This window comes from Variovorax sp. LG9.2 (assembly GCF_035018885.1).
In the GTDB taxonomy this organism is placed as follows: domain Bacteria; phylum Pseudomonadota; class Gammaproteobacteria; order Burkholderiales; family Burkholderiaceae_C; genus Variovorax.
On record NZ_JASJXB010000040.1, the window covers coordinates 19,712 to 40,181 of the forward strand.

General features: G+C 63.2%; 25 protein-coding genes and 1 pseudogene. 20 read left to right on the plus strand and 6 right to left on the minus strand.

Translation table 11 applies throughout. The features are described from left to right. Positions 1-54: 54 nt before the first annotated feature. Positions 55-903, minus strand: coding sequence for a DNA-binding response regulator (locus QN413_RS24560; protein ID WP_323499230.1), 849 nt, complete (start codon positions 901-903; stop codon positions 55-57). 783 nt (positions 904-1,686) lie between these two features. On the opposite strand from QN413_RS24560, the gene QN413_RS24565 reads away from it, so the two are divergent. The 5 genes and pseudogenes from QN413_RS24565 (at position 1,687) to QN413_RS24585 (ending at position 5,170) form a co-directional block, all read left to right on the plus strand. Next, on the plus strand, positions 1,687-1,926 hold the full coding sequence (locus tag QN413_RS24565; RefSeq protein ID WP_323499231.1) for an FHA domain-containing protein: 240 nt from the start codon (positions 1,687-1,689) through the stop codon (positions 1,924-1,926). 3 nt (positions 1,927-1,929) lie between these two features. Beyond that, entirely contained in the window at positions 1,930-4,419 is a 2,490-nt protein-coding gene (locus QN413_RS24570; RefSeq protein WP_323499232.1) for a response regulator, read from the plus strand. A gap of 5 nt (positions 4,420-4,424) precedes the next feature. Beyond that, complete coding sequence (locus QN413_RS24575; RefSeq protein ID WP_323499233.1) at positions 4,425-4,787, plus strand: response regulator; 363 nt, start codon at positions 4,425-4,427, stop codon at positions 4,785-4,787. A 7-nt stretch (positions 4,788-4,794) separates the two neighbouring features. Further along, a pseudogene (locus tag QN413_RS24580) lies at positions 4,795-4,929 on the plus strand (DNA-binding response regulator); the annotation flags it as partial. Positions 4,930-5,044: 115 nt separating this feature from the next. Further along, positions 5,045-5,170: a hypothetical protein gene (locus QN413_RS24585; RefSeq protein ID WP_323499252.1), complete on the plus strand. Its 126-nt coding sequence runs from the start codon at positions 5,045-5,047 to the stop codon at positions 5,168-5,170. A 33-nt stretch (positions 5,171-5,203) separates the two neighbouring features. On the opposite strand, the gene QN413_RS24590 is transcribed toward QN413_RS24585, so the two are convergent. Both QN413_RS24590 and QN413_RS24595 read right to left on the minus strand, forming a co-directional pair. After that, positions 5,204-7,423: a catalase gene (locus QN413_RS24590; protein WP_323499234.1), complete on the minus strand. Its 2,220-nt coding sequence runs from the start codon at positions 7,421-7,423 to the stop codon at positions 5,204-5,206. Positions 7,424-7,484: 61 nt separating this feature from the next. Next, entirely contained in the window at positions 7,485-7,631 is a 147-nt protein-coding gene (locus QN413_RS24595) for a hypothetical protein (RefSeq protein WP_323499235.1), read from the minus strand. Between the two features lie 259 nt (positions 7,632-7,890). On the opposite strand from QN413_RS24595, the gene QN413_RS24600 reads away from it, so the two are divergent. Then, positions 7,891-8,709: a transglutaminase family protein gene (locus tag QN413_RS24600; RefSeq protein WP_323499236.1), complete on the plus strand. Its 819-nt coding sequence runs from the start codon at positions 7,891-7,893 to the stop codon at positions 8,707-8,709. A 44-nt stretch (positions 8,710-8,753) separates the two neighbouring features. Here the strand turns inward: QN413_RS24600 and QN413_RS24605 are convergent, their stop codons facing one another. Beyond that, positions 8,754-9,704, minus strand: coding sequence for a Ku protein (locus QN413_RS24605; RefSeq protein WP_323499237.1), 951 nt, complete (start codon positions 9,702-9,704; stop codon positions 8,754-8,756). 61 nt (positions 9,705-9,765) lie between these two features. After that, positions 9,766-10,740, minus strand: coding sequence for a succinylglutamate desuccinylase/aspartoacylase domain-containing protein (locus QN413_RS24610; protein ID WP_323499238.1), 975 nt, complete (start codon positions 10,738-10,740; stop codon positions 9,766-9,768). A gap of 87 nt (positions 10,741-10,827) precedes the next feature. Here QN413_RS24610 and QN413_RS24615 point away from each other — a divergent pair, with 87 nt between their 5' ends. Further along, complete coding sequence (locus QN413_RS24615; RefSeq protein WP_323499239.1) at positions 10,828-11,106, plus strand: hypothetical protein; 279 nt, start codon at positions 10,828-10,830, stop codon at positions 11,104-11,106. A gap of 15 nt (positions 11,107-11,121) precedes the next feature. Here the strand turns inward: QN413_RS24615 and rpe are convergent, their stop codons facing one another. After that, entirely contained in the window at positions 11,122-11,832 is a 711-nt protein-coding gene (rpe, locus tag QN413_RS24620) for a ribulose-phosphate 3-epimerase (protein ID WP_323499240.1), read from the minus strand. A gap of 41 nt (positions 11,833-11,873) precedes the next feature. Between rpe and apaG the strand changes: the two genes are divergently transcribed. The 13 genes from apaG to QN413_RS24685 form a co-directional block, all read left to right on the plus strand. Continuing rightward, entirely contained in the window at positions 11,874-12,269 is a 396-nt protein-coding gene (gene apaG, locus QN413_RS24625; RefSeq protein WP_323499241.1) for a Co2+/Mg2+ efflux protein ApaG, read from the plus strand. 85 nt (positions 12,270-12,354) lie between these two features. Beyond that, entirely contained in the window at positions 12,355-13,611 is a 1,257-nt protein-coding gene (locus QN413_RS24630; RefSeq protein ID WP_323499242.1) for a cation:proton antiporter, read from the plus strand. A 68-nt stretch (positions 13,612-13,679) separates the two neighbouring features. After that, complete coding sequence (locus QN413_RS24635) at positions 13,680-14,801, plus strand: YbdK family carboxylate-amine ligase (protein ID WP_323499253.1); 1,122 nt, start codon at positions 13,680-13,682, stop codon at positions 14,799-14,801. An 11-nt stretch (positions 14,802-14,812) separates the two neighbouring features. Beyond that, positions 14,813-15,787, plus strand: a complete 975-nt coding sequence (gene thiL / locus QN413_RS24640; RefSeq protein ID WP_323499243.1) for a thiamine-phosphate kinase — start codon at positions 14,813-14,815, stop codon at positions 15,785-15,787. Positions 15,788-15,817: 30 nt separating this feature from the next. Next, a complete protein-coding gene (locus tag QN413_RS24645) occupies positions 15,818-16,408 on the plus strand; it encodes a TMEM175 family protein (protein ID WP_323499244.1) in 591 nt (196 codons plus the stop codon). A 206-nt stretch (positions 16,409-16,614) separates the two neighbouring features. Next, on the plus strand, positions 16,615-17,103 hold the full coding sequence (locus QN413_RS24650) for a phosphatidylglycerophosphatase A (protein ID WP_323499254.1): 489 nt from the start codon (positions 16,615-16,617) through the stop codon (positions 17,101-17,103). Positions 17,104-17,107: 4 nt separating this feature from the next. Beyond that, the gene (locus tag QN413_RS24655; RefSeq protein WP_323499245.1) at positions 17,108-17,593 is read left to right on the plus strand and encodes a CinA family protein; all 486 of its coding nucleotides are present in this window, start codon (positions 17,108-17,110) and stop codon (positions 17,591-17,593) included. A gap of 61 nt (positions 17,594-17,654) precedes the next feature. After that, positions 17,655-18,146 carry a nuclear transport factor 2 family protein gene (locus QN413_RS24660; protein WP_323499246.1) on the plus strand — a complete coding sequence of 164 codons (492 nt, stop codon included), beginning with the start codon at positions 17,655-17,657 and terminating at the stop codon, positions 18,144-18,146. A gap of 34 nt (positions 18,147-18,180) precedes the next feature. Next, on the plus strand, positions 18,181-18,501 hold the full coding sequence (locus QN413_RS24665) for a GNAT family N-acetyltransferase (RefSeq protein ID WP_323499247.1): 321 nt from the start codon (positions 18,181-18,183) through the stop codon (positions 18,499-18,501). A gap of 117 nt (positions 18,502-18,618) precedes the next feature. Continuing rightward, positions 18,619-19,398, plus strand: coding sequence for a HEPN domain-containing protein (locus QN413_RS24670; protein WP_323499248.1), 780 nt, complete (start codon positions 18,619-18,621; stop codon positions 19,396-19,398). 43 nt (positions 19,399-19,441) lie between these two features. Beyond that, positions 19,442-19,852 carry a hypothetical protein gene (locus QN413_RS24675; RefSeq protein ID WP_323499249.1) on the plus strand — a complete coding sequence of 137 codons (411 nt, stop codon included), beginning with the start codon at positions 19,442-19,444 and terminating at the stop codon, positions 19,850-19,852. A gap of 35 nt (positions 19,853-19,887) precedes the next feature. Continuing rightward, positions 19,888-20,229, plus strand: a complete 342-nt coding sequence (locus tag QN413_RS24680) for a DUF6572 domain-containing protein (RefSeq protein ID WP_323499250.1) — start codon at positions 19,888-19,890, stop codon at positions 20,227-20,229. A 110-nt stretch (positions 20,230-20,339) separates the two neighbouring features. Beyond that, positions 20,340-20,470 (plus strand): nucleotidyltransferase family protein (locus QN413_RS24685; protein WP_323499255.1); only part of this gene is annotated, 131 nt, incomplete at its 3' end.

Sequence of the window (20,470 nt, forward strand, 5' to 3'; positions counted from 1 at the left end):
ATAACAAAGCCAGCGCAGCGAGGCTGCAGGCTTCGATCCGCGACGACGCCAGCCTCAAGACGGCCTTTGCCGCGATGCCAGCTGGGCCCGGTATTCGCTCGGCGATGTACCCAGTCCGGCCTTGAATGCGGTGGCGAAGTTGGCGGCACTCGAGAAGCCCGCCTCCGCAGCGATGTCGGCAATACCAAGCGGCGTTTGCGTGAGCAGTCGCCGCGCCAGGCCGAGCCGCTGTTCGCGCACGAACTCGAACACCGACATGCCGGTCTGTTGGCGGAACGCCTTGGTCAGCCGCTTCTCGTGCGTGCCCACACGGCGTGCAATTTCAGCGAGCGTGGGCATGCTGGCCAGGTTGGATTCGACCTGGCGCAGGGCGGCTTGCACCAGCACATGGTCGGGCTGCTGGTCGGTGTCTGCTGCGGCAGCGGTGCTCGCCTCCGTAACTCCGGTACCTCCGGTAACTCCGGCAACTCCTGCAATTCCAGCCCGTTCCGCCACAGAGGGCGCGGGGAGCGCTGGGCGCAGATGCGTACGAATGCGTGCCAGCACTTCGGCCGGCTCGAAAGGCTTCAGCACGTAGTCGACAGCGCCTTCGCGCAGTCCGGTCAGCCTCTCCTCGAGGCCGCCGGAACTCGTCAGAAAAATCACCGGAATGTGCGCTGTGAGCGGATCGGCCTTGAGCAGCCGACAGGCTGCAAAGCCGTCGGTGCGGTCCATGCGGACGTCCATCAGGATGAGGTCGGGCGCTTGTGCGACGGCGCGACCGTAGCCCTGCATTCCGTCGAAAGCAACAATGATTTCGAAGCACGCACCGCGCAGCACTTCCAGCAGCAATTTGAGTTGCTCCGGACTGTCGTCGACTACCAACAGGCGCGCGACGTAGGGCTCTACAGACTTCATCGTCATGTCTGTCGCTCATTCGACTTCGAACTCAAAAACATCGACATCGCAGTCTCGAATTTCAAATAAATCAGCTATTTTGAACTGTCATTTAAGCGCCAACTGTGCGGTAGCGTACAAATGCCGATTTAAACTCAGCCACCTTAGTTCCTCCCAAAAATACAATTGGCTGGTTTACCCTTATTGCGGCACTGGAATGCGATTTCCCGGAATCACCGGTCGAATCAGCGGCCTGCAGCCGTGTCGCCCCCGGCCGGCTCGTGTGCCAAACAGATTTAAGGTGAATTACAAACCGACTTGCGCAAGCCTGTGCGAAACAGCCCGCGGCGCTCTCTGAAATTCAGGATTGACGATCAAAAGCGCTTTTGTTGAACACGGCCTATCTGTTTCACTAGTTTCAGTTTTGCAACTGTTGTTTCCAATACAAAGCATGACCAAGGCAATTTCTCGCGGTGTATTTGCACAGTGTTCTGGGATGCGAGGCCGATATAGACGGCGTCTCGAACTACATTATTAGGATGGGCAAGTTCTAGACTACAAGGAGTTGAGTGATTCTATTGCTGTATTTTTATCTTCAATGCGAGAACTTTAGTCCCAATAAATTTTCGTATCGACGTCGAAAATACAAAAGAGTTTTGCGACTTGCAATGTTGTACAGGGGAACTGAATTTGGATAATTCTTGAGGAAGTCCCGACACGGTTTTTTCCTTCGACTGCAGATGACCGTATGTTTGCCGCAGCCGTTGGAGCCGTCTCGCACCTCACCAAACGTGTAGATCGGAACGACCCATGCCCAGACTGATTCAACTCAACGGTTCAAGTGCCAGAGAGAGGTTGGTGCCGCAAACGCCGATGACGAAGATCGGACGCGCCGAAACCAACGATGTCACCCTGGACAACGAACGGGCGAGTCGGTTCCGCGCCGCCGCATTCACCCACGGCAAGGCAGTCGCGATTGCAGACCTGAACAAGTCGCACGCGTCGGACAAGTCGCACACGTCGGACAGATCCGAAACGCGGTTCACCTGAATCATGGACACCGCTGAAACATCAGGCCCGGAAGGCATCGTCGAATTTCGGCGGCGAGAGACGCTCATCAAGGCCGGCGCGCTGCAAGACGCCATCTTCAACAGCGCCAACTTTTCAAGCATTGCGACCGACGCCCGCGGCGTCATCCAGATTTTCAACGTCGGTGCAGAACGCATGCTCGGCTACACCGCCGCCGAAACGGTCGACACCATCACGCCGGCCGACATCTCCGACCCGCAGGAAGTGATCGCGCGGGCTGCAGCGTTGAGCCTCGAACTCGGCACCCAGATCACGCCGGGCTTCGAGGCGCTGGTGTTCAAGGCATCGCGCGGAATCGAAGACATCTACGAGCTGACCTACATCCGCAAGGACGGCAGTCGCTTCCCGGCGATCGTCTCTGTCACAGCACTGCGCGATGCGCACGACACCATCATCGGCTATCTGCTCATCGGGACTGACAACACGGCGCGGATGCAAGTGGAAGCCGCCAAGGCACAGCTCGACCAACGCTTACGCGATCAGCAGTTCTACACGCGATCGCTGATCGAATCGAACATCGACGCGCTGATGATGACCGACCCGCGCGGCATCATTTCCGACGTCAACCAGCAAATGATGGCGCTCACCGGTCTGGCGCGTGACGAGCTGATCGGCGCACCGTGCCGCAACTTCTTCACCGATCCGGACCGCGCCGATGCCGCCATCGAGCGCGTGCTCACGGAGAACCGGGTGAGCGACTACGAGCTCACGGTGCGCGCCCGCAACGGCGTCGAGACAGTGGTGTCGTACAACGCCGCCACCTTCCACAATCGGGAGGGCGAACTGCAAGGCGTGATTGCGGCGGCGCGCGATGTGACCGAGCGCCGCCGCTTCGAGCGCGCGCTCGAAGAAACTAACCTGCAGCTGGAACATGCGAGCCGCATGAAGTCAGAGTTTCTGGCGACCATGTCGCACGAGCTGCGCACGCCGCTCAACGCCATCATCGGTTTCTCCGAAGCGCTTAAAGACGGCCTGATGGGTTCCATGAGCGATACGCAAACGGGGTACATCGGCGATATTTTTACCAGCGGGCTGCACCTGCTCTCGCTCATCAACGACATCCTCGACCTGTCCAAGGTCGAGGCCGGGATGATGAGCCTGGAGATGGAAACGGTTGACCTCGCGCGCCTCCTGAAGGACAGCCTGTCGATCGTCAAGGACAAGGCGGCAGCCCAGCACATCCGTCTCGACCTCGAAACCGGCGAAGGCATCGGACTGTCGCGGCTCGACATGCGAAAGACCAAGCAGATCGTCTACAACCTGTTGTCGAACGCGGTCAAGTTCAGTGGAGACGGGGGCCGCGTGGTGCTGAGCGTGCAGCGCGTGTCGCGTGCCAGCGTCGGCACCCTGCCCGGTACATGGCCGGTGCAAAGCTTCCCTCTGGCCGACAGCGAGCACGACGATTTTCTAGAGATCCGGGTGAGCGACGCGGGCATCGGGATCTCGCGGGAGAACATGGCGCGGCTGTTTCAGGCTTTCAGCCAGATCGACAGCAGTCTGGCGCGCAAGTTCGCCGGCACGGGTCTGGGCTTGGCGATGGTCAAGCAACTGGCCGAATTGCATGCTGGCACTGTCGCGGTGTCGAGCGCCGAGGGCCAAGGCGCCTGCTTTGCGGTCTGGCTACCGCTGCTCGCCACGCCGCCGTTGGCCCATGTGATGGCGACCACCAATGGCAACGCACACCCGGCGGCGGCCATTCGCAGCGAACGCATGGCGCTGGTGGTCGAAGACAACGACAAGGCGGCCGACCTGGTGCGCCTGTTGCTGGAGGCCGAAGGCTTCACCGTGCTGCATGCCGCAAGCGCCGAAGCCGCGCTCGTCATGGCGCCAATGCAGACACTCAGCCTGGTCACGCTCGACCTTGAGCTGCCGGGCATGGATGGCTGGGAGTTCCTGTTGAAGATGCGCGAAAGCGCCGACCTCGCGCATCTGCCGGTGGTGATCATCGCCGGCGTGGCCGACAGCAACGTGGCGCTGAGCCGCGGCGCGGTCGCCGCCATGCAGAAACCGATCAGCCGGGCCGACCTGAAGGCAACGCTGGCGAGCCTCGGGCTGCAACCAGGTGCGAGCCGAACGCGCACCGTGCTCGTCGTGGACGACGACCCGAACGCGGTCGATGTCATCGCCGCCTTCTTACCGACGCCGGCGTATGCAGTGCTTCGCGCCTATGGCGGCGATGACGCCATCGCACTGGCGCAACGTGTGAAGCCCGACATCATCCTGCTCGACCTCACCATCCCGGAAACCAACGGCATGGACGTCGTGGACGTGCTGTCTCGCAACCCCGATACCGCCGACATCCCGATCGTGGTGGTGACCGCCAGCCCCATTTCCACCGAGCATCGTGCCGCGCTCGACAGCTATCCGGGCAAAGCCTTGCGTGTCATCGAGAAGCTCGAATTCGGCCACGACCGCTTCGTCGACGAAGTGCGTCGCGTTCTGCCGAAGGATTGAACAGCATGGCCTGCATCCTGATCATCGAAGACAACCCGGCGAACATGAAGCTGACCTGCCTGCTGCTAGGCAACGCCGGCCACAGGTTGCTGTGCGCGGCCGATGCCGAAGTGGGTTTGATGATGGCGCGCGATGCGCAGCCCGACCTGATCCTCATGGACATCCAGTTGCCCGGCATGGACGGCCTGGCAGCCACGGCGCTGCTCAAGCGCGCGCCGGCGACGGCGGCGATTCCGGTCATCGCATTGACCGCCATGGCCATGAAGGACGACCAGGCGAAGGCGGAAGCCGCCGGCTGCGATGCGTACATCGCCAAGCCCTTGCGTTACCAGGAATTGCATGCGGCCATCAACAAGTTATTGGCATGAGATGCATATGAATACATCCGACGCCACCGTGCTGATCGTCGACGACCGCGTGGCCAACCGCCGGTTGCTCGAAGCGCTGCTCGCGCCCGAGGGTTACGCCACTCTCAGTGCAGCCGATGGACCCGAGGCACTGGCGCTGGCCGCGCAACATACGCCCGACGTGGTGTTGCTCGATGTGCGAATGCCCGGCATGAACGGTCACGCGCGCGCGGGCGCTGAAGGCATCGGACGAGACCCGACACATCCCGATCATCCTGATCAGTGCAGAGGTCGACGCCGCCGAGCGTCAGGCAGGCCTCGACGCGGGCGCGGACGACTTTATGACGAAGCCGATCGCGCGCGCCGAGTTGTGGTCTCGCGTTCGGGCCAGCCTGGCGCGCTGACTGGCCAGCCTGGCCCAGCGCGTGCTGCCGTCCTCAGGCAGGCACAGCGTCGATGTCGGCGCGATCCCAGTGCCGGTGCTTGGCCATTGCCGCAATGAAATCGCGCGCCACCTGCTGTGCTGCGGTGAGGTCGCCCATGTTGGTCGCCGGGGTCGCGGCAATCACTACACCGGACGGAACCGCGGCGCCGCCGCTCTTGGCATCCCCCTTGCCCGCATCGAGACTCAGCGTCGACAGCAGCGCCACCCCCTCGCCCACCGCGCAGATCGCCTTGCAATGCTTGAACGCTTCAAGCACGAAGTGCACTGCATCGCCACTGCGCGACAAAGCCTGGGCGCTGTCCTTGCCCGCCGGCACGAGCACCGCGTCGAACATGATCGACGGCATGTTGGTGAACGTTGCGTCGATGTCGATCTGACGTTTGCTGCTGCTGGTCACGGTGCCGAGCCTCAAACCGATGACCTTGCACTGCGCGCCCGCTGCTTCGATGGCTTCCCGGATCGGCTTCAATGAGGCGGAGTCGACGCCATCGGCCACCAGGATCGCCACCTTGCGCGTCTCGATCGAGCCGTCGCCGCTGCCAACCATGCTGAGTGCCGGCGATTCCGAAATGGGCAGCCTGATCTGGTGGTCGCGAAAGCCCGAACGCCCGGCCGCGGCCTTGGCATCGGGCACCCCGATGCCAAGCGGCTCGGCTACACGGCGCGCCAACTTCTCGTCGACATGCGCCAGGTTGTCGACCATGCGCTGTCGAATGGCGGGCACGTCGAGCTTCGACAGCTCGAAGCGAAAGGCCGCGACGATGTGCTCTTTCTCGGCCGTGCTCTGGCTGTTGAAGAACAGGCGAGCTTGCGTGAAGTGATCGTCGAATGACGGGCTTCGACGCCGAATCTTGGGCGGCTCCAACTCGTCGGGGAAGGAGTGAAATCCCTTGTCGCTGCCGTCGACCCTGAATTCCGATCCGTTGCCGAGCGTGTTCGGCTCGTAAGCAACCTGACCGCGTGCGATGGTCTGGCGGTGCATGCCGTCGCGCTGAAAGTTGTGGAACGGGCATACGCCCCTGTTGATCGGCAGCTCGTGAAAGTTAGCGCCTCCTAGCCGCGAGATCTGCGTGTCGGTGTACGAGAACAACCGGCCTTGCAACAACGGATCGTTCGAGAAATCGATACCAGGCACCACATGACCGGGGTGAAACGCGACCTGCTCGGTCTCGGCGAAGAAATTGTCCGGATTGCGGTTGAGCACCATCTTGCCGATGCGCTGGACCGGAATCATCTCTTCCGGGATGAGCTTGGTCGGGTCGAGCAAGTCGAAGCCGAGCGAATGCTCCTTGTTTGGCGGAATGAGCTGCACGCCCAGCTCCCATTCCGGAAAGTCGCCCTTGTCGATCGCTTCCCACAGGTCGCGGCGATGAAAGTCGGCGTCCTTGCCGGCGATCTTTTGCGCTTCGTCCCAGGCGAGGCCATGAATGCCGAGCTTCGGCTTCCAGTGGAACTTGACGAAGTGGCTCTCGCCGCGGCTGTTGATAAAGCGAAACGTATGAACGCCGAAGCCTTCCATCATGCGCAGGCTGCGCGGAATGGCGCGATCGCTCATGGCCCACATCAGCATGTGGGTGGACTCCGGCATCAACGAAGCAAAGTCCCAAAAAGTATCGTGCGCGCTGGCCGCCTGCGGCATCGCGTGATGCGGCTCGGGCTTCACTGCGTGGATCAGGTCGGGAAACTTCATCGCGTCCTGAATGAAGAACACCGGGATGTTGTTCCCGACGAGGTCGTAGTTGCCCTGCTGCGTGTAGAACTTGACCGCAAATCCGCGCACGTCGCGCACCGTATCGGCCGAGCCGCGCTCGCCCGCCACGGTCGAAAAACGCACGAAAACGGGCGTCTTGACCGACGGGTCTTGCAGGAAGTCGGCACTGGTGAACTGCGACATCGACTTGTAGACCTGAAAGTAGCCATGTGCCGCGGAACCCCTGGCGTGGACGGCGCGTTCCGGAATGCGCTCGTGGTCGAAGTGGGTGATCTTTTCTCGAAGGATGAAGTCTTCGAGCAGCGTAGGCCCGCGCAAACCCGCTTTCAACGAGTTGTGGTTGTCAGGGATTTGCAGGCCTTGATTCGTCGTCAGCTCCGGCGCACTGTCGGTCGTGTAGCCGGCCAGTTGTTCTTGCTTGGCGCTGGCACCGGCATTGGCGGCAGCTTTGGCTGAAGGCTTGGGCCGACGGCCTGCGGCTCCCTTGTTCTGGGGCGTCATTGAAATCCTTCGGGGACCGAAATCCAGGTGCATGTGGCACCGGGAAACAAATTAGAAAAAGCTAGCCGGCTTCGGCATCCAGGAACATGTCGAGCGCATTGACCAACGCCAGCAAAGCGACCAACGCAGAGACGATCGCAACGCCCCAAACCAGCGCGTCATCGACCGATGCGCTACTCAACACACCCCACAACGACGACAGCCCCATGATCAGCTCCTGTTGATGGCATGAAATTTACGTTTCACACGCTCCGTTACCCGTAGTGAGCACGCGTGCGCCGGTGTGGGAGTTGCGAGGGAAGCAAGGTAGGACCGTGCCGACCATTCCGCGCTGGCACCTACGCGCGAACCGGCCACGGCCCACGCGGGGTGACTTTGGTGCCCGATAGGATGCTCGCAACCTGCAGATGGACTGCAGGCATCAAAACTGCTTTGCTTCCAGCTCCTGTCCTCAGAGAAACGCCAACATGCTCATCAAAATCGGTTTCGACATCGAACTCGGCGTTGCCGCTCCCACGGCGTTGATCTACATGCTGCAGGTGCATCCGTCACGTGCCGCCGACATCCCGGCCGGCGAGAACATCACCATCAGCCCGCCCCTGGTGACCGACCATTACCAGGACGTTTTCGAAAACCATTGCGCCCGCGTCCATGTTCCGTTTGGCGTCAGCAGCGTGCGTTTGCGCAACGAAGCGGTGGTGTTCGACAGCGGCTGGGCCGACCCGGTCGACTACGGCGCCATCGCGCATGCGCCGTCCGACCTTCCGGTATCGACGCTGCCCTTCGTGCTGCCGAGCCGCTATTGCGAGGTCGACAGCGAGCTGCTTCAGTTCGCCTGGGCCAACTTCGGCAACGTTGCGCCGGGCTGGCACCGTGTGCAGGCGATTTGCGATTTCGTGCACCGCCATCTGCGCTTCGACTACCAGCGCGCCCGCGCCACGCGCACCGCGCTCGAAGGCTTTCGCGAGGGCGTCGGCGTCTGCCGAGACTTCACACACCTGGCGATCACGCTGTGCCGCTGCATGAACATTCCGGCGCGCTACGTAACCGGTTACCTCGGCGACATCGGCATTCCGGCAGTGCCGTATCCGATGGACTTCAGCGCCTGGTTCGAGGTGTACCTGGGCAACCGCTGGCACACCTTCGATGCGCGGCACAACACGCCGCGCATCGGGCGCATTGTGATCGCGCGCGGTCGCGATGCGGCGGACGTGCCGATCAGCATGGTGTTCGGGGCGAACACGCTTCAGCGGTTCGAAGTGACGACGGACGAGATCGTCCAGTAGCCCCCGAGCGATCTCAGGCGGCGCTCGGGCGCCTCTTGAAAGGCTCAGGCGGCGCGGCGCCGAGATGTCTTCGCCGCTGCCGGCGCGGCCTTTTTTGTAGCCGGCTTGGTAACCGGCTTTTTGGTCGCTGCCTCGGCCCCGCCGGACAAGGGCGCATCCTGAGCTGCCCTGGCGCCGCCCTTGCGCAGGCTGCGCTGCAGCAATTCGGTCAGGTCGATGATCTTGGCGCTGCTTCCCGCATCCGCTGCCTCCATCGGCTGCAGCTTTTCGACCGCTTCGGTCTGTCCGGCTTCGACCTTGCGATCGACCAGCTTCATGATCGCGTCCTTGAACGAGTTCTTGAAAGCGTCCGGGTCCCAGTCGGAACTCATGTCTTCGACCAGCGCTTTCGCCATCTTGAGTTCGCTGTCCGAAAGGCCCGCCTGCTTCGCGCCTTCGGCCGGCAGCGGCAGGTCTTTCCAGGAGCGGATGTCGGTGCCCCAGCGCAGCAGGTTCAGCACCAGCCCGGCGCCCGACGGCACCAGCGCTGCCAGATGTTCCTTGGTCTGGATCACGACGCGCGCCACCCCGATGCGGCCGCTGCGTTGCAGGGTTTCGCGCAACAGCGCATAGACCTTGGCGCCGCGGTTGATGGGAGCCACGTAATACGGCCGCTCCAGGTAGACGAACGGAATGCCGGCGGCCGGGACGAAGGTCTCGATCTCGATGGTCTGCGTGGTCTTGGGGTAGGCGGCCGAAATCTCGGCATCGCTCAATACGACGTACTGGCCGTCTTCGTATTCGATGCCCTTGACGATCTGCTCACGGTCGATTTCCTTGCCGGTTTTCTTGTTGATGCGCTTGTAGCCAACCGGGTCCATCGTGCGCTTGTCGAGCCAGTCGAAGTCGATGCCGCTGTCGGTGGTCGCGGAGTACAGCGCGACCGGGATGTGAACGAGGCCGAAGCTGATGGCGCCTTTCCAGAGAACGCGCGGGGCAGGTTTCGAATCGGGCATTTGAGAATCCTCCATCCCTTGACAGTAGGCGCACCGCAGCATCACACCTGTAGGAACGAAGCTAAAGCACCCGATCGCTCTCGACCGCGAAGTAGAACCACTCGGTACCCGGCAGCGCCTCGGCATTCGGGAACACGATGAAGCCATCGCGCTCGGCGTACAGCATGGCGCCGTCTTCGCGCACGCCGATCGGCTCGCCCTGCGCCACCGCGTCGAAGGTCGCCCATTCGCGAACGAACTGGTCTTCTTCGTGAGTGCGGTCGGTCACGCTGACCAGGCGAAGCAGGGCCGGCCGGTACGGCTGCGTCGGCGCGCCTTCAGCGTGTTCGATCATCCCTAGCGCTCGCAACGCCGACACGATCGCGCGGTACGCGACATCGGGTGCAGCCGGATCGCGGTGCTGTCCGCATTCGAGCGTGACGCCGTAGCCGCCCTGGCTGCGCATGTACTCGTTGGTGCCCCAGCCGAACGCCAGCGCGGCATCGTCGACCGGCGCGCCACCCGGCAAACTTGCGCGGTGCGCCAGGCCGGCGGCGTAGATGTCGAGCCAGCCTTCGACCACGCGCGAGGTCCCGATGTGCAATGCCAGTTGCCCCTCTTCGAACGCCCGCGAAAACGGCTCCAGCCCGCCGTGGTTGTCGCGCGGACCGATCATCGCGAACGCATCGCCCGCGCTCTGAAACGAATGCAGGTCGAGCAGCACGTCGTGCCGGTCGAGCAAAGGGCAAAGCAGGTTGGTGATGAGCGCTTCGTAGTCGGCCGGTGCGGTGCTCGGCTGGAACAACCGGTTGAGATTGCGCTCTCCTTCGCGCCGCTGCCGTTGTCGCGCCAGAGGATTGGCCACCGGCACCAAGGTGAGCGTGCCGCGCAGCAAGGTGAACGTGCCGCCGTCCAGTTCGGCCAGCACCCGTTTGATGCCGACGGTGCCGCAGATTTCGTCGCCGTGCACGCCGCCGAGCACGATCAGCCGGGGGCCGCGGGCGGTCGATTCGAAGCTGTGGATTCGCAGCGGCACAACAGCATGGATCGATGTCATCGAACGATCCTACAGCGACCGGCAGGACGGTCCTACCGGGGACAGGCGAACATCATGCGATAGAGAGATCTTCACAGGAGCAGCGTCATGGCAAGCAAAAAACCGTCCCAGCCCGCAATCGATTCGGTACAGCCCGGACCGGTGGACGATGCCGAAAGCGGCAAGACCAAGGTTCAGCAGGGTGGCAATTCGGCGCCCAAATTGCCACACGAACGCGACCAATCCTCAGACAGTCAGGAAACTGCGGATGGCGCGCCGCCACGCGTCGGCAAGCAAGGTCACGCAGACCTGGAACGAGGCTTGGTCGACACCGGCACCAGCCCAGTCACCGACAAGGTCTACAACGAAAAGGTCAGCAAGCGCTGATCCCGCGCAGGGGGATCAGTCGCGGGCCGGGGCGGCGCCGGCAAGTTCGGCACGCATCGCAGAGATAACGGACGCATAGTCGGGCTGGGTGAAGATGGCACTGCCCGCGACGAACGTATCGGCCCCGGCGCTCGCCACGCGGGCGATGTTGTCGACCTTGATGCCGCCGTCGACTTCGAGCCGGATGTCGCGCCCGCTCTGCTCGATGCGCTTGCGGGCGTCCTCGATTTTTCGCAGCGTGGTGTCGATGAAGGTCTGCCCGCCGAAGCCCGGGTTGACGCTCATGATCAGGATCAGGTCGATGTCGTCGATGACCCAATTCAGCACCTCCAGCCCGCGCGCCGGATTGAACACCAGCCCCGCTTTGCAGCCGGCCGCCTTGATCGCCTGAATGCTGCGGTGTGTGTGCGGCGACGCGTCGGGATGAAAGCTGATGAAGTCCGCGCCAGCCTCGGCGAACGATGCAGCCAGCGCGTCGACCGGCTCGACCATCAGATGGACATCGATCGGTACCGCAACGCCGGCGGCGGTTTTGGCGTGCGGCTTGAGCGCGTGGCAAATCATCGGGCCGAAGGTCAGGTTCGGCACGTAATGGTTGTCCATGACGTCGAAGTGAATCCAGTCGGCACCGCCGGCGATGACCTGCGCCACTTCGGCGCCAAGGCGCGAAAAATCGGCGGACAGGATGGAGGGTGAGATGCGGAATTGGCGGGCGGTGGTGCTCATTCTCCAATTGTCGCAAAGCAGGCTGCGGGTACCATCGCCGCATGTCCGACAGCACGATGACCGTCAAGGTCGAGCCCCGTTTTCTGCCCGAGCAATCGTCGGCGGAAGACCACGTCTATACCTTCGCCTATACGGTAACGGTGACCAACACCGGGGAGGTGCCGGCCCAGCTCATCGCCCGCCACTGGCTCATCAACGACGCTTCGGGTCACGCGCAGGAGGTCAAGGGACTCGGTGTCATCGGCCAGCAGCCGCTGCTCGCAGCCGGCGAGTCGTTCCGCTACACCAGTGGTTGCCGGTTGCAGGCGCCCAGCGGCACCATGCACGGCAGCTTCTTCGTGGTGAACGAAGCCGGCGACCGCTTCGACGTACCCATCCCGATGTTCGTGCTCGAAGCCAATTCGGACGGTCGGCCCAGCACCCGCGTGCTGCATTGACGCGTGTGGCGGTGTCGCCGCAACCCCGCCGGATGAAGTTTCTCCGATGATGTCTTTCTTCTCTTCGCTCCCGTCTTTCACGGTCATGACCAACGAGCTCATGGCGTTTTGGGCGGAATGGGCGCGGCCGACCGCCGGCCTGCCGATCGTGCTGTGGTCCTTGCTGCTGGCGGTGGCCGCGGCCGCCGGGCACCTGGTGCAGCGCTACATGGGCATGCCCAAGGTGGTCGGCTATTCGATCGTCGGCACCATCGTCGGCTTTGCCGGTTTCGAAGGTGCGCTCTGGCCGCTGCAGGGCATCAGCCTGTACCTGCTGGAGCTCGGCGTGGCGATCGTGCTGTTCGAGGCGGGCGGTCGCCTGCCGCTGCGCTGGTTTCGCTACAACCCGATGGTGCTGCTGCAAAGCATCCTCGAAGCCTCGCTGACGTACTTCGGCGTGTTCTGGGCGTTGCACTGGCTTGGTATTCCGGACCCGGTCGCCAACCCGATCGCGCTGATGGCGATCGTCGCCTCGCCCGCAGTGCTGAGCCGCGTGCTGATGGACACCCGCGCTTCCGGCCCGGTGACCGATCGGGCGATGACACTGGCCACGCTCAACACCTTCTATGCGCTGGCGCTGGGCTATGCGCAGGCGGGCCTGATCGAGCGAGCGCCGCAGGGGCTGGTGCAAAAGCTCTACCCGGTGGGCGTGGTGCTGGGCCTGTCGTTCGTGGTCGGTGCGGTCATGGCGCTGGCCTTGCGATCGGCCCTGCGCTTCATGAGCCCGACCAGCGAGAACACCTCGATCCTGCTGCTGGCCATCATCGCGGCCGGTGCGGCCCTCACGGCGCACGTCGGTGGCTCGGCACCGCTGGCCGCGCTCATCGGCGGCGTGCTGTTGAAGCAACTCAATCCCAAGCCGTGGGCGTGGCCGCGCCAGCTCGGCACCGCAGCGTCGTTGTTGACGATGCTCATGTTCGTGCTGGTGTCGATCGTCGCCGCCCAGGCGGACTGGAGCCTGCCGGTCGCGAGCGTGGTGCTCACCGTCATCAGCGTGCGCTTCGCAGCCAAGATCGCCGGCGTCGCCATTGCCAACCCGGGCAGCGGCGCGAGCTGGAAGCAGGCGCTTTGGGTCGGCTGCGCAATGTCGCCGCTGTCGTCGATCGCGCTGTTGATCGCGTCGGGCTTCGTCACTGCATCGCCGTTGCTGGGCGCGATGATCACGCAGGTCGCGCTGCCCGCCATCCTGCTGATGGAAGTGCTGGGTGCCGTGCTCGCGACCATCGCGATTCACAGCGCCGGCGAAAGCTCGCTGCCCTGGACGCCCGAGGCGTTCATGACCGCAGAGGAGACGCAACGATGAGCATCAATTTGAACCGCGGTCCGTTGCCCGCGCTGCCGGACGCACCCAAGTCGCCAGCCGGCCGCGTGGTGAAGCTCGAGCCCTTCAACAAGTCGGAGGCGCTGTCGCTCGGCGTCGAGCTGGAACTGCAGCTCGTCAACACGCACGACTACGACCTCGCACCGTACGCCGAAGACATGCTGCGGCTGATGGCGCAAACGCCGTTGCCGGGCAGCGTGGTCCCCGAGATGACGTCGAGCATGATCGAAATCTCGACCGACATCTGCCACTCGGCACAGGACGTGCTCACGCAGCTGTCGCCCATTCGCGATGCGCTGGTGCGCAACGCCGACAAGCTCAACATCGCGGTGGTCGGCGGCGGCACGCACGCCTTTCAGCAATGGCACGAACGCCGCATCTACGACAAGCCGCGCTTTCGCGAGCTGTCGGAGCTGTACGGCTACCTGAGCAAGCAGTTCACTATCTTCGGCCAGCACGTACACATCGGCTGCCCCGATGCCGACGCGGCGCTGCTCATGCTGCACCGCATGTCGCGCTACATCCCGCACTTCATTGCGCTGTCGGCCTCGTCGCCTTTCGTGCAGGGGCAAGACACGCAGTTCGATTCGGCGCGGCTCAACTCGGTGTTCGCCTTCCCCTTGTCGGGCCGCGCGCCTTTCACGTTGAGCTGGAAAGAGTTCGAGAACTACTTCGAGCGCATGACCCGCACCGGTGTCGTGCGCAGCATGAAAGACTTCTACTGGGACATCCGGCCCAAACCGGAGTTCGGCACCATCGAGATCCGCGTGTTCGACACGCCGCTGACCATCGAGCGTGCCGCGGCGCTGGCCGGCTACGTGCAATCGCTTGCCGCCTGGTTCCTGCAGGAGCAGCCTTTCGAGCCGACCGAAGACGATTACCTGGTCTACACCTACAACCGGTTCCAGGCCTGCCGCTTCGGCCTCGACGCGGTGTATGTCGACCCGGCAAGCGGCGAGCACATGCCGCTGCGCGACCACATCCTGATGACGATGACGCAACTCGAATGGCACAGCGAAGCGCTCAACGCGACGCAGGCGCTGGGCCAGCTGCGCACCAGCGTCGAGGCCAACCGCAACGACGCGCGCTGGCTGCGCGAAAAGCAGGGCAAGGAGCGCCTGCTGGCAGAAGTCGTGCGCCAAGCGTCGCTGCGCTTTCGCGCCGGCACCTGAACAGGCCGGAGATGGGCGAATTCGATCTGATCGAGCGCTACTTCGCGCGGCCTGCCAAGCGATCCCCGCTGGGCAATGGTGACGACTGTGCGCTGCTGGCGCCGGCGCCAGGCATGCAGCTGGCCGTGTCGTCCGACATGCTGGTCGAGGGGCGACACTTTCTGTCGACCGTGGCGCCGGAGCGGCTCGGCCACAAGGCGCTGGCCGTGAACCTGAGCGACCTCGCGGCCTGCGGTGCGGCACCGCTCGCCTTCACGCTCGCGCTGTCTTTGCCGGCCGTCGACGAATCATGGCTCGCCGGCTTCTCGCGGGGACTGTTCGCGCTGGCCGATGAACATGAGTGCGAGCTGGTCGGCGGCGACACCACGCGCGGGCCGCTCAACATCTGCATCACCGTGTTCGGCGAAGTGCCGGCCGGCACGGCGCTGCTGCGCTCGGGCGCGAAGCCGGGCGACGACGTTTGGGTTAGCGGGACGCTGGGCGATGCGCGTCTGGCGCTGGAGGCGTTTCGCGGCACGCTGGCGCTGAGTGCGGAAGTGTTCGAGCGGGCACGTCGCCGTATGGAGCAGCCGACGCCGCGCGTGGCACTGGGCATCGCACTGCGCGGCATCGCGAGTTCTGCGGTCGATGTGAGTGATGGATTGATCGGCGATCTCGGGCACATCCTGGCTTCGAGTCGCGTCGGTGCCCAGTTGGATGCAGATGCCGCTGCCGCCCTCGTCGCAGCCAACGAGCACGCGCCGGGCTCGGCCGATCTCTTCACCAGGGAGGTCCTCAGGACGTGCGCGCTTTCGGGCGGCGACGACTACGAGCTTGTGTTTACCGCGCCCGTGGCGGCGTGCGATACGGTCTTGCAGGCGGGCATCAGGTCCGCCACTGCAGTGACGCGCATTGGGCACATCGAAGCCGCGCCGGGCCTGCGCATCGTCGACGCCCGCGGCGCACCCGTCGCGCAGCACTTCACTTCGTTCGATCACTTCGCCTGACAACCGACAACTGACGAAAGCGGCAGGCCGATGTACCCGAAGAACCGCCTCGAAGCACTCACCGACGGCATCTTTGCCGTGGCGATGACCTTGCTTGTGCTCGACCTGCGCATTCCGGACGAGATCGGCAGCCCGACCGACGAGGCATCGCTCGTTCATGCGCTGTTGGCGCTGACGCCGAAGCTGATCCCGTACCTGCTGAGCTTCTACCTGCTCGGCGTCAGCTGGCTCTCGCTCATCAAGGTGCGGTCGCGCAGCGAGGTTGTCGGCGCGGGCTACGCCCGGTGGTGCCTGCTGTACCTGCTGTTCGTGACGCTGCTGCCGTTCTCAACGGTGGTGATGGGGCGCTTCACAGCCTATGCCGCGGCGACCGCCCTGTATGCGGCCAACATCGGCCTGGTGGCGGCGACAGGGTTCCTGTTGATGTCGGTATTGCCGGACCCGGTGCGCGACGCGCATTGGCTGGACCGGCGCGTGTCGCTGGTCGTGCTTTTCGCCTCGTGTGTCCTAACGATCGTGTTGAGCTTCATCACCCCCGGCAACGCGCTGTGGGCACTGGCGCTCAACTTGGCAGCCGGGCCGACCGCACGCGTCTATGCGCTCTTCGCGCGGGCCGCCTGATCGCCTCTCCGGCCCTGCCGTGGCCCGCCACACGCTGCAGCCGATACCATGGAGGGGCGCGCCCAAGCGAGAGCATCACGCTCCGCAGCGCCCCCTTCATGACCGAGTCGCTGCCCCCTGTAGAACCTTCAGACCTTCCGCCAAACGGCGCGACCCGCGCCGATGCAGCCCGCGCGCCGCTGCCCGGCCGCCCGACAGTGCGCTTCATGCTGTCGAACCCCGCGCACTGCATCGCACTCGGCTTTGGCTCCGGCCTGCCGCGCATCGCGCCCGGCACGGTCGGCACGCTGTGGGCCTGGGTCGGCTTCCTCGTGATGCAGCGCTGGTTCGTGCCGTCGACCATCGGCTGGATCATTCTGGTGTCGCTGCCGGTCGGCTGGTGGGCCTGCACCGTGACCGCACGCAACATGCGCATCGCCGACCCCGGCGCCATCGTGTGGGACGAGGTGATCGCCTTCTGGATCATCCTGTGGATGATCGCGCCGGCGGGCTTGCTCGGCCAGGCCATCGCCTTCGGCCTGTTCCGCTTCTTCGATGCGGCCAAGCCCGGACCGGTCGCGTGGGCCGACGGTTTGTTCAAGCAGCGCGATGCTGTCGAGCCGTCATGGTGGGCGGCAGGTTTCGGCATCATCCTCGACGATTTGGTGGCCGCGTTCTGCACGCTGCTGGTCATCGCCGCATGGAAGGCGTGGTGAGCGCATGACGATCGATCCACTGGTCCATCAGACCGCCGACCTGCTCCAGCAAAAGCACTGGATGCTGGCCACCGCAGAGAGTTGCACCGGCGGCATGATCGCCGCTGCCTGCACCGACCTCGCCGGTTCGAGCGCGTGGTTCGAGCGCGGCTTCGTCACTTATTCGAACGAGGCCAAAACCGACTTGCTAGGTGTCGACGCATCGCTCATCGCGACGCAGGGCGCGGTCAGCCAGGCAGTGGTCGAGGCGATGGCGTCAGGCGCCGTGGCTCGATCGAAAGCGCAGGTCTCCGTCGCTGTCACCGGTGTCGCCGGACCGGGTGGCGGCACGCCCGACAAGCCGGTCGGCACCGTGTGGTTCGGCTGGTCGGTCGGCGGGCAGATTCGCAGCGAGCGCCGGCAATTCGATGGCGACCGCGCCGAGGTGCGCGCGGCCACCGTGCGACATGCTTTGCAGACGCTGGTGCTCATGTTGCAGCTGCCGAACTAGCGCCTCGTCTGTCCAACGCCGCAATCGACCCATTCACCACAACGACATCGCAGGGGGAGCCATGAAGACGACCAATGAACAAACCATCCGCCGCTTCTACGACGCCTTCGCCAAGCTCGACGCCGCCACCATGAGCGCGTGCTACGCGCCCGACGTGACCTTCGAAGACGAGGTGTTCACGCTGCGTGGTCGGAAAGAAGTCGGCGGCATGTGGACCATGCTGTGCGCCGGCACCCAAGCCAAAGGCGCCGACGTATGGAAGCTGACGTATCGCGACGTCGCGGCCGACGACACCAGCGGAAAAGCCCACTGGGACGCGCACTACCGATTCAGCGCGACTGGCCGCATCGTCGACAACGCCATCGACGCACGCATGACCTTCACGCCCGAAGGCCTGATCGCCACGCACCACGACAGCTTTCCGTTCTGGACCTGGGCGCGCCAGGCGCTCGGCACGCCCGGCCTGCTGCTCGGCTGGTCGCCGTCGTTGCGCAACAAGGTCAGGAAGACCGCAGCCACCAACCTCGCTGCCTTCATGGCGCGCCAGTCTTGAGACCAATTCGAGACGTTTGGAAAGCCCCGCACTCATGACCGCACCGACCACCGACATCGCCCTCACCGATGACACCGCCAAGCACCGCTACGAAGCCCACATCGGCAACGAGCTGGCCGGCTACGCCGAATACAACCTGCTCACCGACGCCATCATGTTCACGCACACCGAAGTGCTGTCGACCTTCGAAGGCAAAGGCGTCGGTTCGACCCTGGCCAAACACGTGCTCGACGACGCGCGTGCACGCAAGCTGCATGTGATACCGGTGTGCCAGTTCATCGCGGGGTATATCCGCAAGCACCGGGACTATGTGGATCTGGTGCGGGAGGATATTCAGCGGGCGTTCAAGATTTAGCGGGGCGACTGCATTCGGGCAAGAAGCTGCCCGTCGGCATCGAGGCGGAATTTGCCTGCAACCAGCTCTTAATCACTAGGCCAATCCGGATGAGCAACCTGTTTTTTAAGGCGCGCGATGGACAAGAAGAAAGACCAGCTGGACCGCAGGATCAACGATTTCGCTACGCGCTCGTTTCGGGACATAGCGGATGGTGACTACATCGCCGCCAGGCTTGCCTATCGCGCAGAGCTCATGCCTCAGGCAATGTGGTCTGCACAGCAGGCGCTTGAGAAGTATCTGAAGTACATCCTTCTAGTTAACCGCGTTGCAGCAGCAGATGTGCGCCATGACATCAATGCTGCTTTGCGCCTCGTCGAACAGCTGCCGTGGAAGCCAGTGCTGCGGCCGCAAAGCCGAAAGTTCCTGGAGCACATCGCTGCCCATGGCGAGTACCGCTATCTGGACGTGTCCTACTTCGTGCTCGGGTACCCAATTCTTGAACTGGACATGACGGTATGGGACATCCGTAGATATTGCCAAGTGCTTGATGTTTTCGGAAAGGCCTTGCCGATCGTCGAACAGCAGCTGCTAAAAGATGCACATGCGATGTTGACGGGAAGCACGGAATGCTCTCCGCATAAGTTTCGTCTCCATGGTGGGTATTTGGAGAAAGTCATCGACAGCGCGAAGCACCCGTCCAGGAGTGCTCTCCTTTGGCAAAACGCATTCTTCGGCAACCGTCGGCGCTCGACCGTGAAGCTGCGACATAGCCTTAAAGCCGCAAACTCGCCGCTTCATCTGTACCCAAACATGCTTGAAGAGTTGTTGAAGTACGTCTACATCCCTAAAGACCTACGCAACGGCTACCGGGAGCACCTTAGGCAGATAGTCGCAGACCCATCGAAACGACCGTAGGCACCAATCACGGCTGTTAGCAGACATTGACCATCACCTCATCATGAAGCTTGAAATGGAGCGCCTCGAAGCTCTCGTTGATCCCTTAGACAGCCAGCTTGAAATCCGGCTTTTGAAGCTGCGCAGCTACGGCCCGAACTCCTATGCATCGCTGACAGACGAAGCAGGCAACTATGTGCAGGTAGCTGGCGGTGGCGTGACCTGCATGATCGAAAAGTTTGATGTGGCGGCGTCAATTAGGCTGCGTGCTTTTCACGACCAACCGAGTCCAGTGTTTCCAGATGGGACGGTGCTTGCGTTTAGCGGCGGGGAATTGACCCTTCGCTCGGACGAATGGTTTCAAGCTGCCGCGGTCGTCGACGTGTTTCTTTGCTTCAAGCATGGGCGACCGTTTGGTCCAGGGGTGCACTGGCGAGAAGCGCCGCACTGGCCCTCCGCTCTTGCTGCCGAGTAGCGCCGCCAAAAGCGGACCTTCCTGCACACTTTCTGATGACCGTCGAAATCACATCTATCGTTGACGCCGTAGGTACTGACACAGGAACCAACGAGGTCCACCTAAGCATCTTCGATCACCTGCCTTGGAGCACTTATCACCTTCGGCTTCTACAGGACAAGATCAATGCGTACCTTGGCTACATCGAGTCCGGCGAGATTTACGCCTCTTACCCAACTGCACGGGGCAGGACGTTGGTGATCGACGTCTTTGCGAAGTTCAGGCCGTCCGAAGATGCTCTGGTCTTTTTTGCGAGGGCTGAGGCCTTAGCTGCAGAGTACGGTGCCTCTCTGCGCTACTTGCATTCGGGCAAGGGCTATGCTGATGACGCAGCTTAGTTAGCTCGGCTGCAATCGTGCCAGAAGCGGTCCTTCCGTGTGCCTGTCGGGATCAAGATCGAATCATGACTTTCACTCCGCAGCCGCACCTTGAGCGACGCCTTGCTGCTATGGTGGCCTCGTCGAATGAGCTGATGGCCGCGCTCGATGCAGCGCGTCTCCTCGGGCTGCAGTCGTGGTGCATCGGCGCAGGCGCTGTCCGCTCATTGGTTTGGGATGCTCTGCACGGCTTTGAGCGCCG

Coding starts and splice junctions, on each gene's coding strand:
- QN413_RS24560 (WP_323499230.1), bottom strand. CDS start 903: ATGACGATGAAGTCTGTAGAGCCCTACGTCGCGCGCCTGTTGGTAGTC.
- QN413_RS24565 (WP_323499231.1), top strand. CDS start 1,687: ATGCCCAGACTGATTCAACTCAACGGTTCAAGTGCCAGAGAGAGGTTG.
- QN413_RS24570 (WP_323499232.1), top strand. CDS start 1,930: ATGGACACCGCTGAAACATCAGGCCCGGAAGGCATCGTCGAATTTCGG.
- QN413_RS24575 (WP_323499233.1), top strand. CDS start 4,425: ATGGCCTGCATCCTGATCATCGAAGACAACCCGGCGAACATGAAGCTG.
- QN413_RS24590 (WP_323499234.1), bottom strand. CDS start 7,423: ATGACGCCCCAGAACAAGGGAGCCGCAGGCCGTCGGCCCAAGCCTTCA.
- QN413_RS24595 (WP_323499235.1), bottom strand. CDS start 7,631: ATGGGGCTGTCGTCGTTGTGGGGTGTGTTGAGTAGCGCATCGGTCGAT.
- QN413_RS24600 (WP_323499236.1), top strand. CDS start 7,891: ATGCTCATCAAAATCGGTTTCGACATCGAACTCGGCGTTGCCGCTCCC.
- QN413_RS24605 (WP_323499237.1), bottom strand. CDS start 9,704: ATGCCCGATTCGAAACCTGCCCCGCGCGTTCTCTGGAAAGGCGCCATC.
- QN413_RS24610 (WP_323499238.1), bottom strand. CDS start 10,740: ATGACATCGATCCATGCTGTTGTGCCGCTGCGAATCCACAGCTTCGAA.
- QN413_RS24615 (WP_323499239.1), top strand. CDS start 10,828: ATGGCAAGCAAAAAACCGTCCCAGCCCGCAATCGATTCGGTACAGCCC.
- rpe (WP_323499240.1), bottom strand. CDS start 11,832: ATGAGCACCACCGCCCGCCAATTCCGCATCTCACCCTCCATCCTGTCC.
- apaG (WP_323499241.1), top strand. CDS start 11,874: ATGTCCGACAGCACGATGACCGTCAAGGTCGAGCCCCGTTTTCTGCCC.
- QN413_RS24630 (WP_323499242.1), top strand. CDS start 12,355: ATGACCAACGAGCTCATGGCGTTTTGGGCGGAATGGGCGCGGCCGACC.
- thiL (WP_323499243.1), top strand. CDS start 14,813: ATGGGCGAATTCGATCTGATCGAGCGCTACTTCGCGCGGCCTGCCAAG.
- QN413_RS24645 (WP_323499244.1), top strand. CDS start 15,818: ATGTACCCGAAGAACCGCCTCGAAGCACTCACCGACGGCATCTTTGCC.
- QN413_RS24650 (WP_323499254.1), top strand. CDS start 16,615: ATGCTGTCGAACCCCGCGCACTGCATCGCACTCGGCTTTGGCTCCGGC.
- QN413_RS24655 (WP_323499245.1), top strand. CDS start 17,108: ATGACGATCGATCCACTGGTCCATCAGACCGCCGACCTGCTCCAGCAA.
- QN413_RS24660 (WP_323499246.1), top strand. CDS start 17,655: ATGAAGACGACCAATGAACAAACCATCCGCCGCTTCTACGACGCCTTC.
- QN413_RS24665 (WP_323499247.1), top strand. CDS start 18,181: ATGACCGCACCGACCACCGACATCGCCCTCACCGATGACACCGCCAAG.
- QN413_RS24670 (WP_323499248.1), top strand. CDS start 18,619: ATGGACAAGAAGAAAGACCAGCTGGACCGCAGGATCAACGATTTCGCT.
- QN413_RS24675 (WP_323499249.1), top strand. CDS start 19,442: ATGAAGCTTGAAATGGAGCGCCTCGAAGCTCTCGTTGATCCCTTAGAC.
- QN413_RS24680 (WP_323499250.1), top strand. CDS start 19,888: ATGACCGTCGAAATCACATCTATCGTTGACGCCGTAGGTACTGACACA.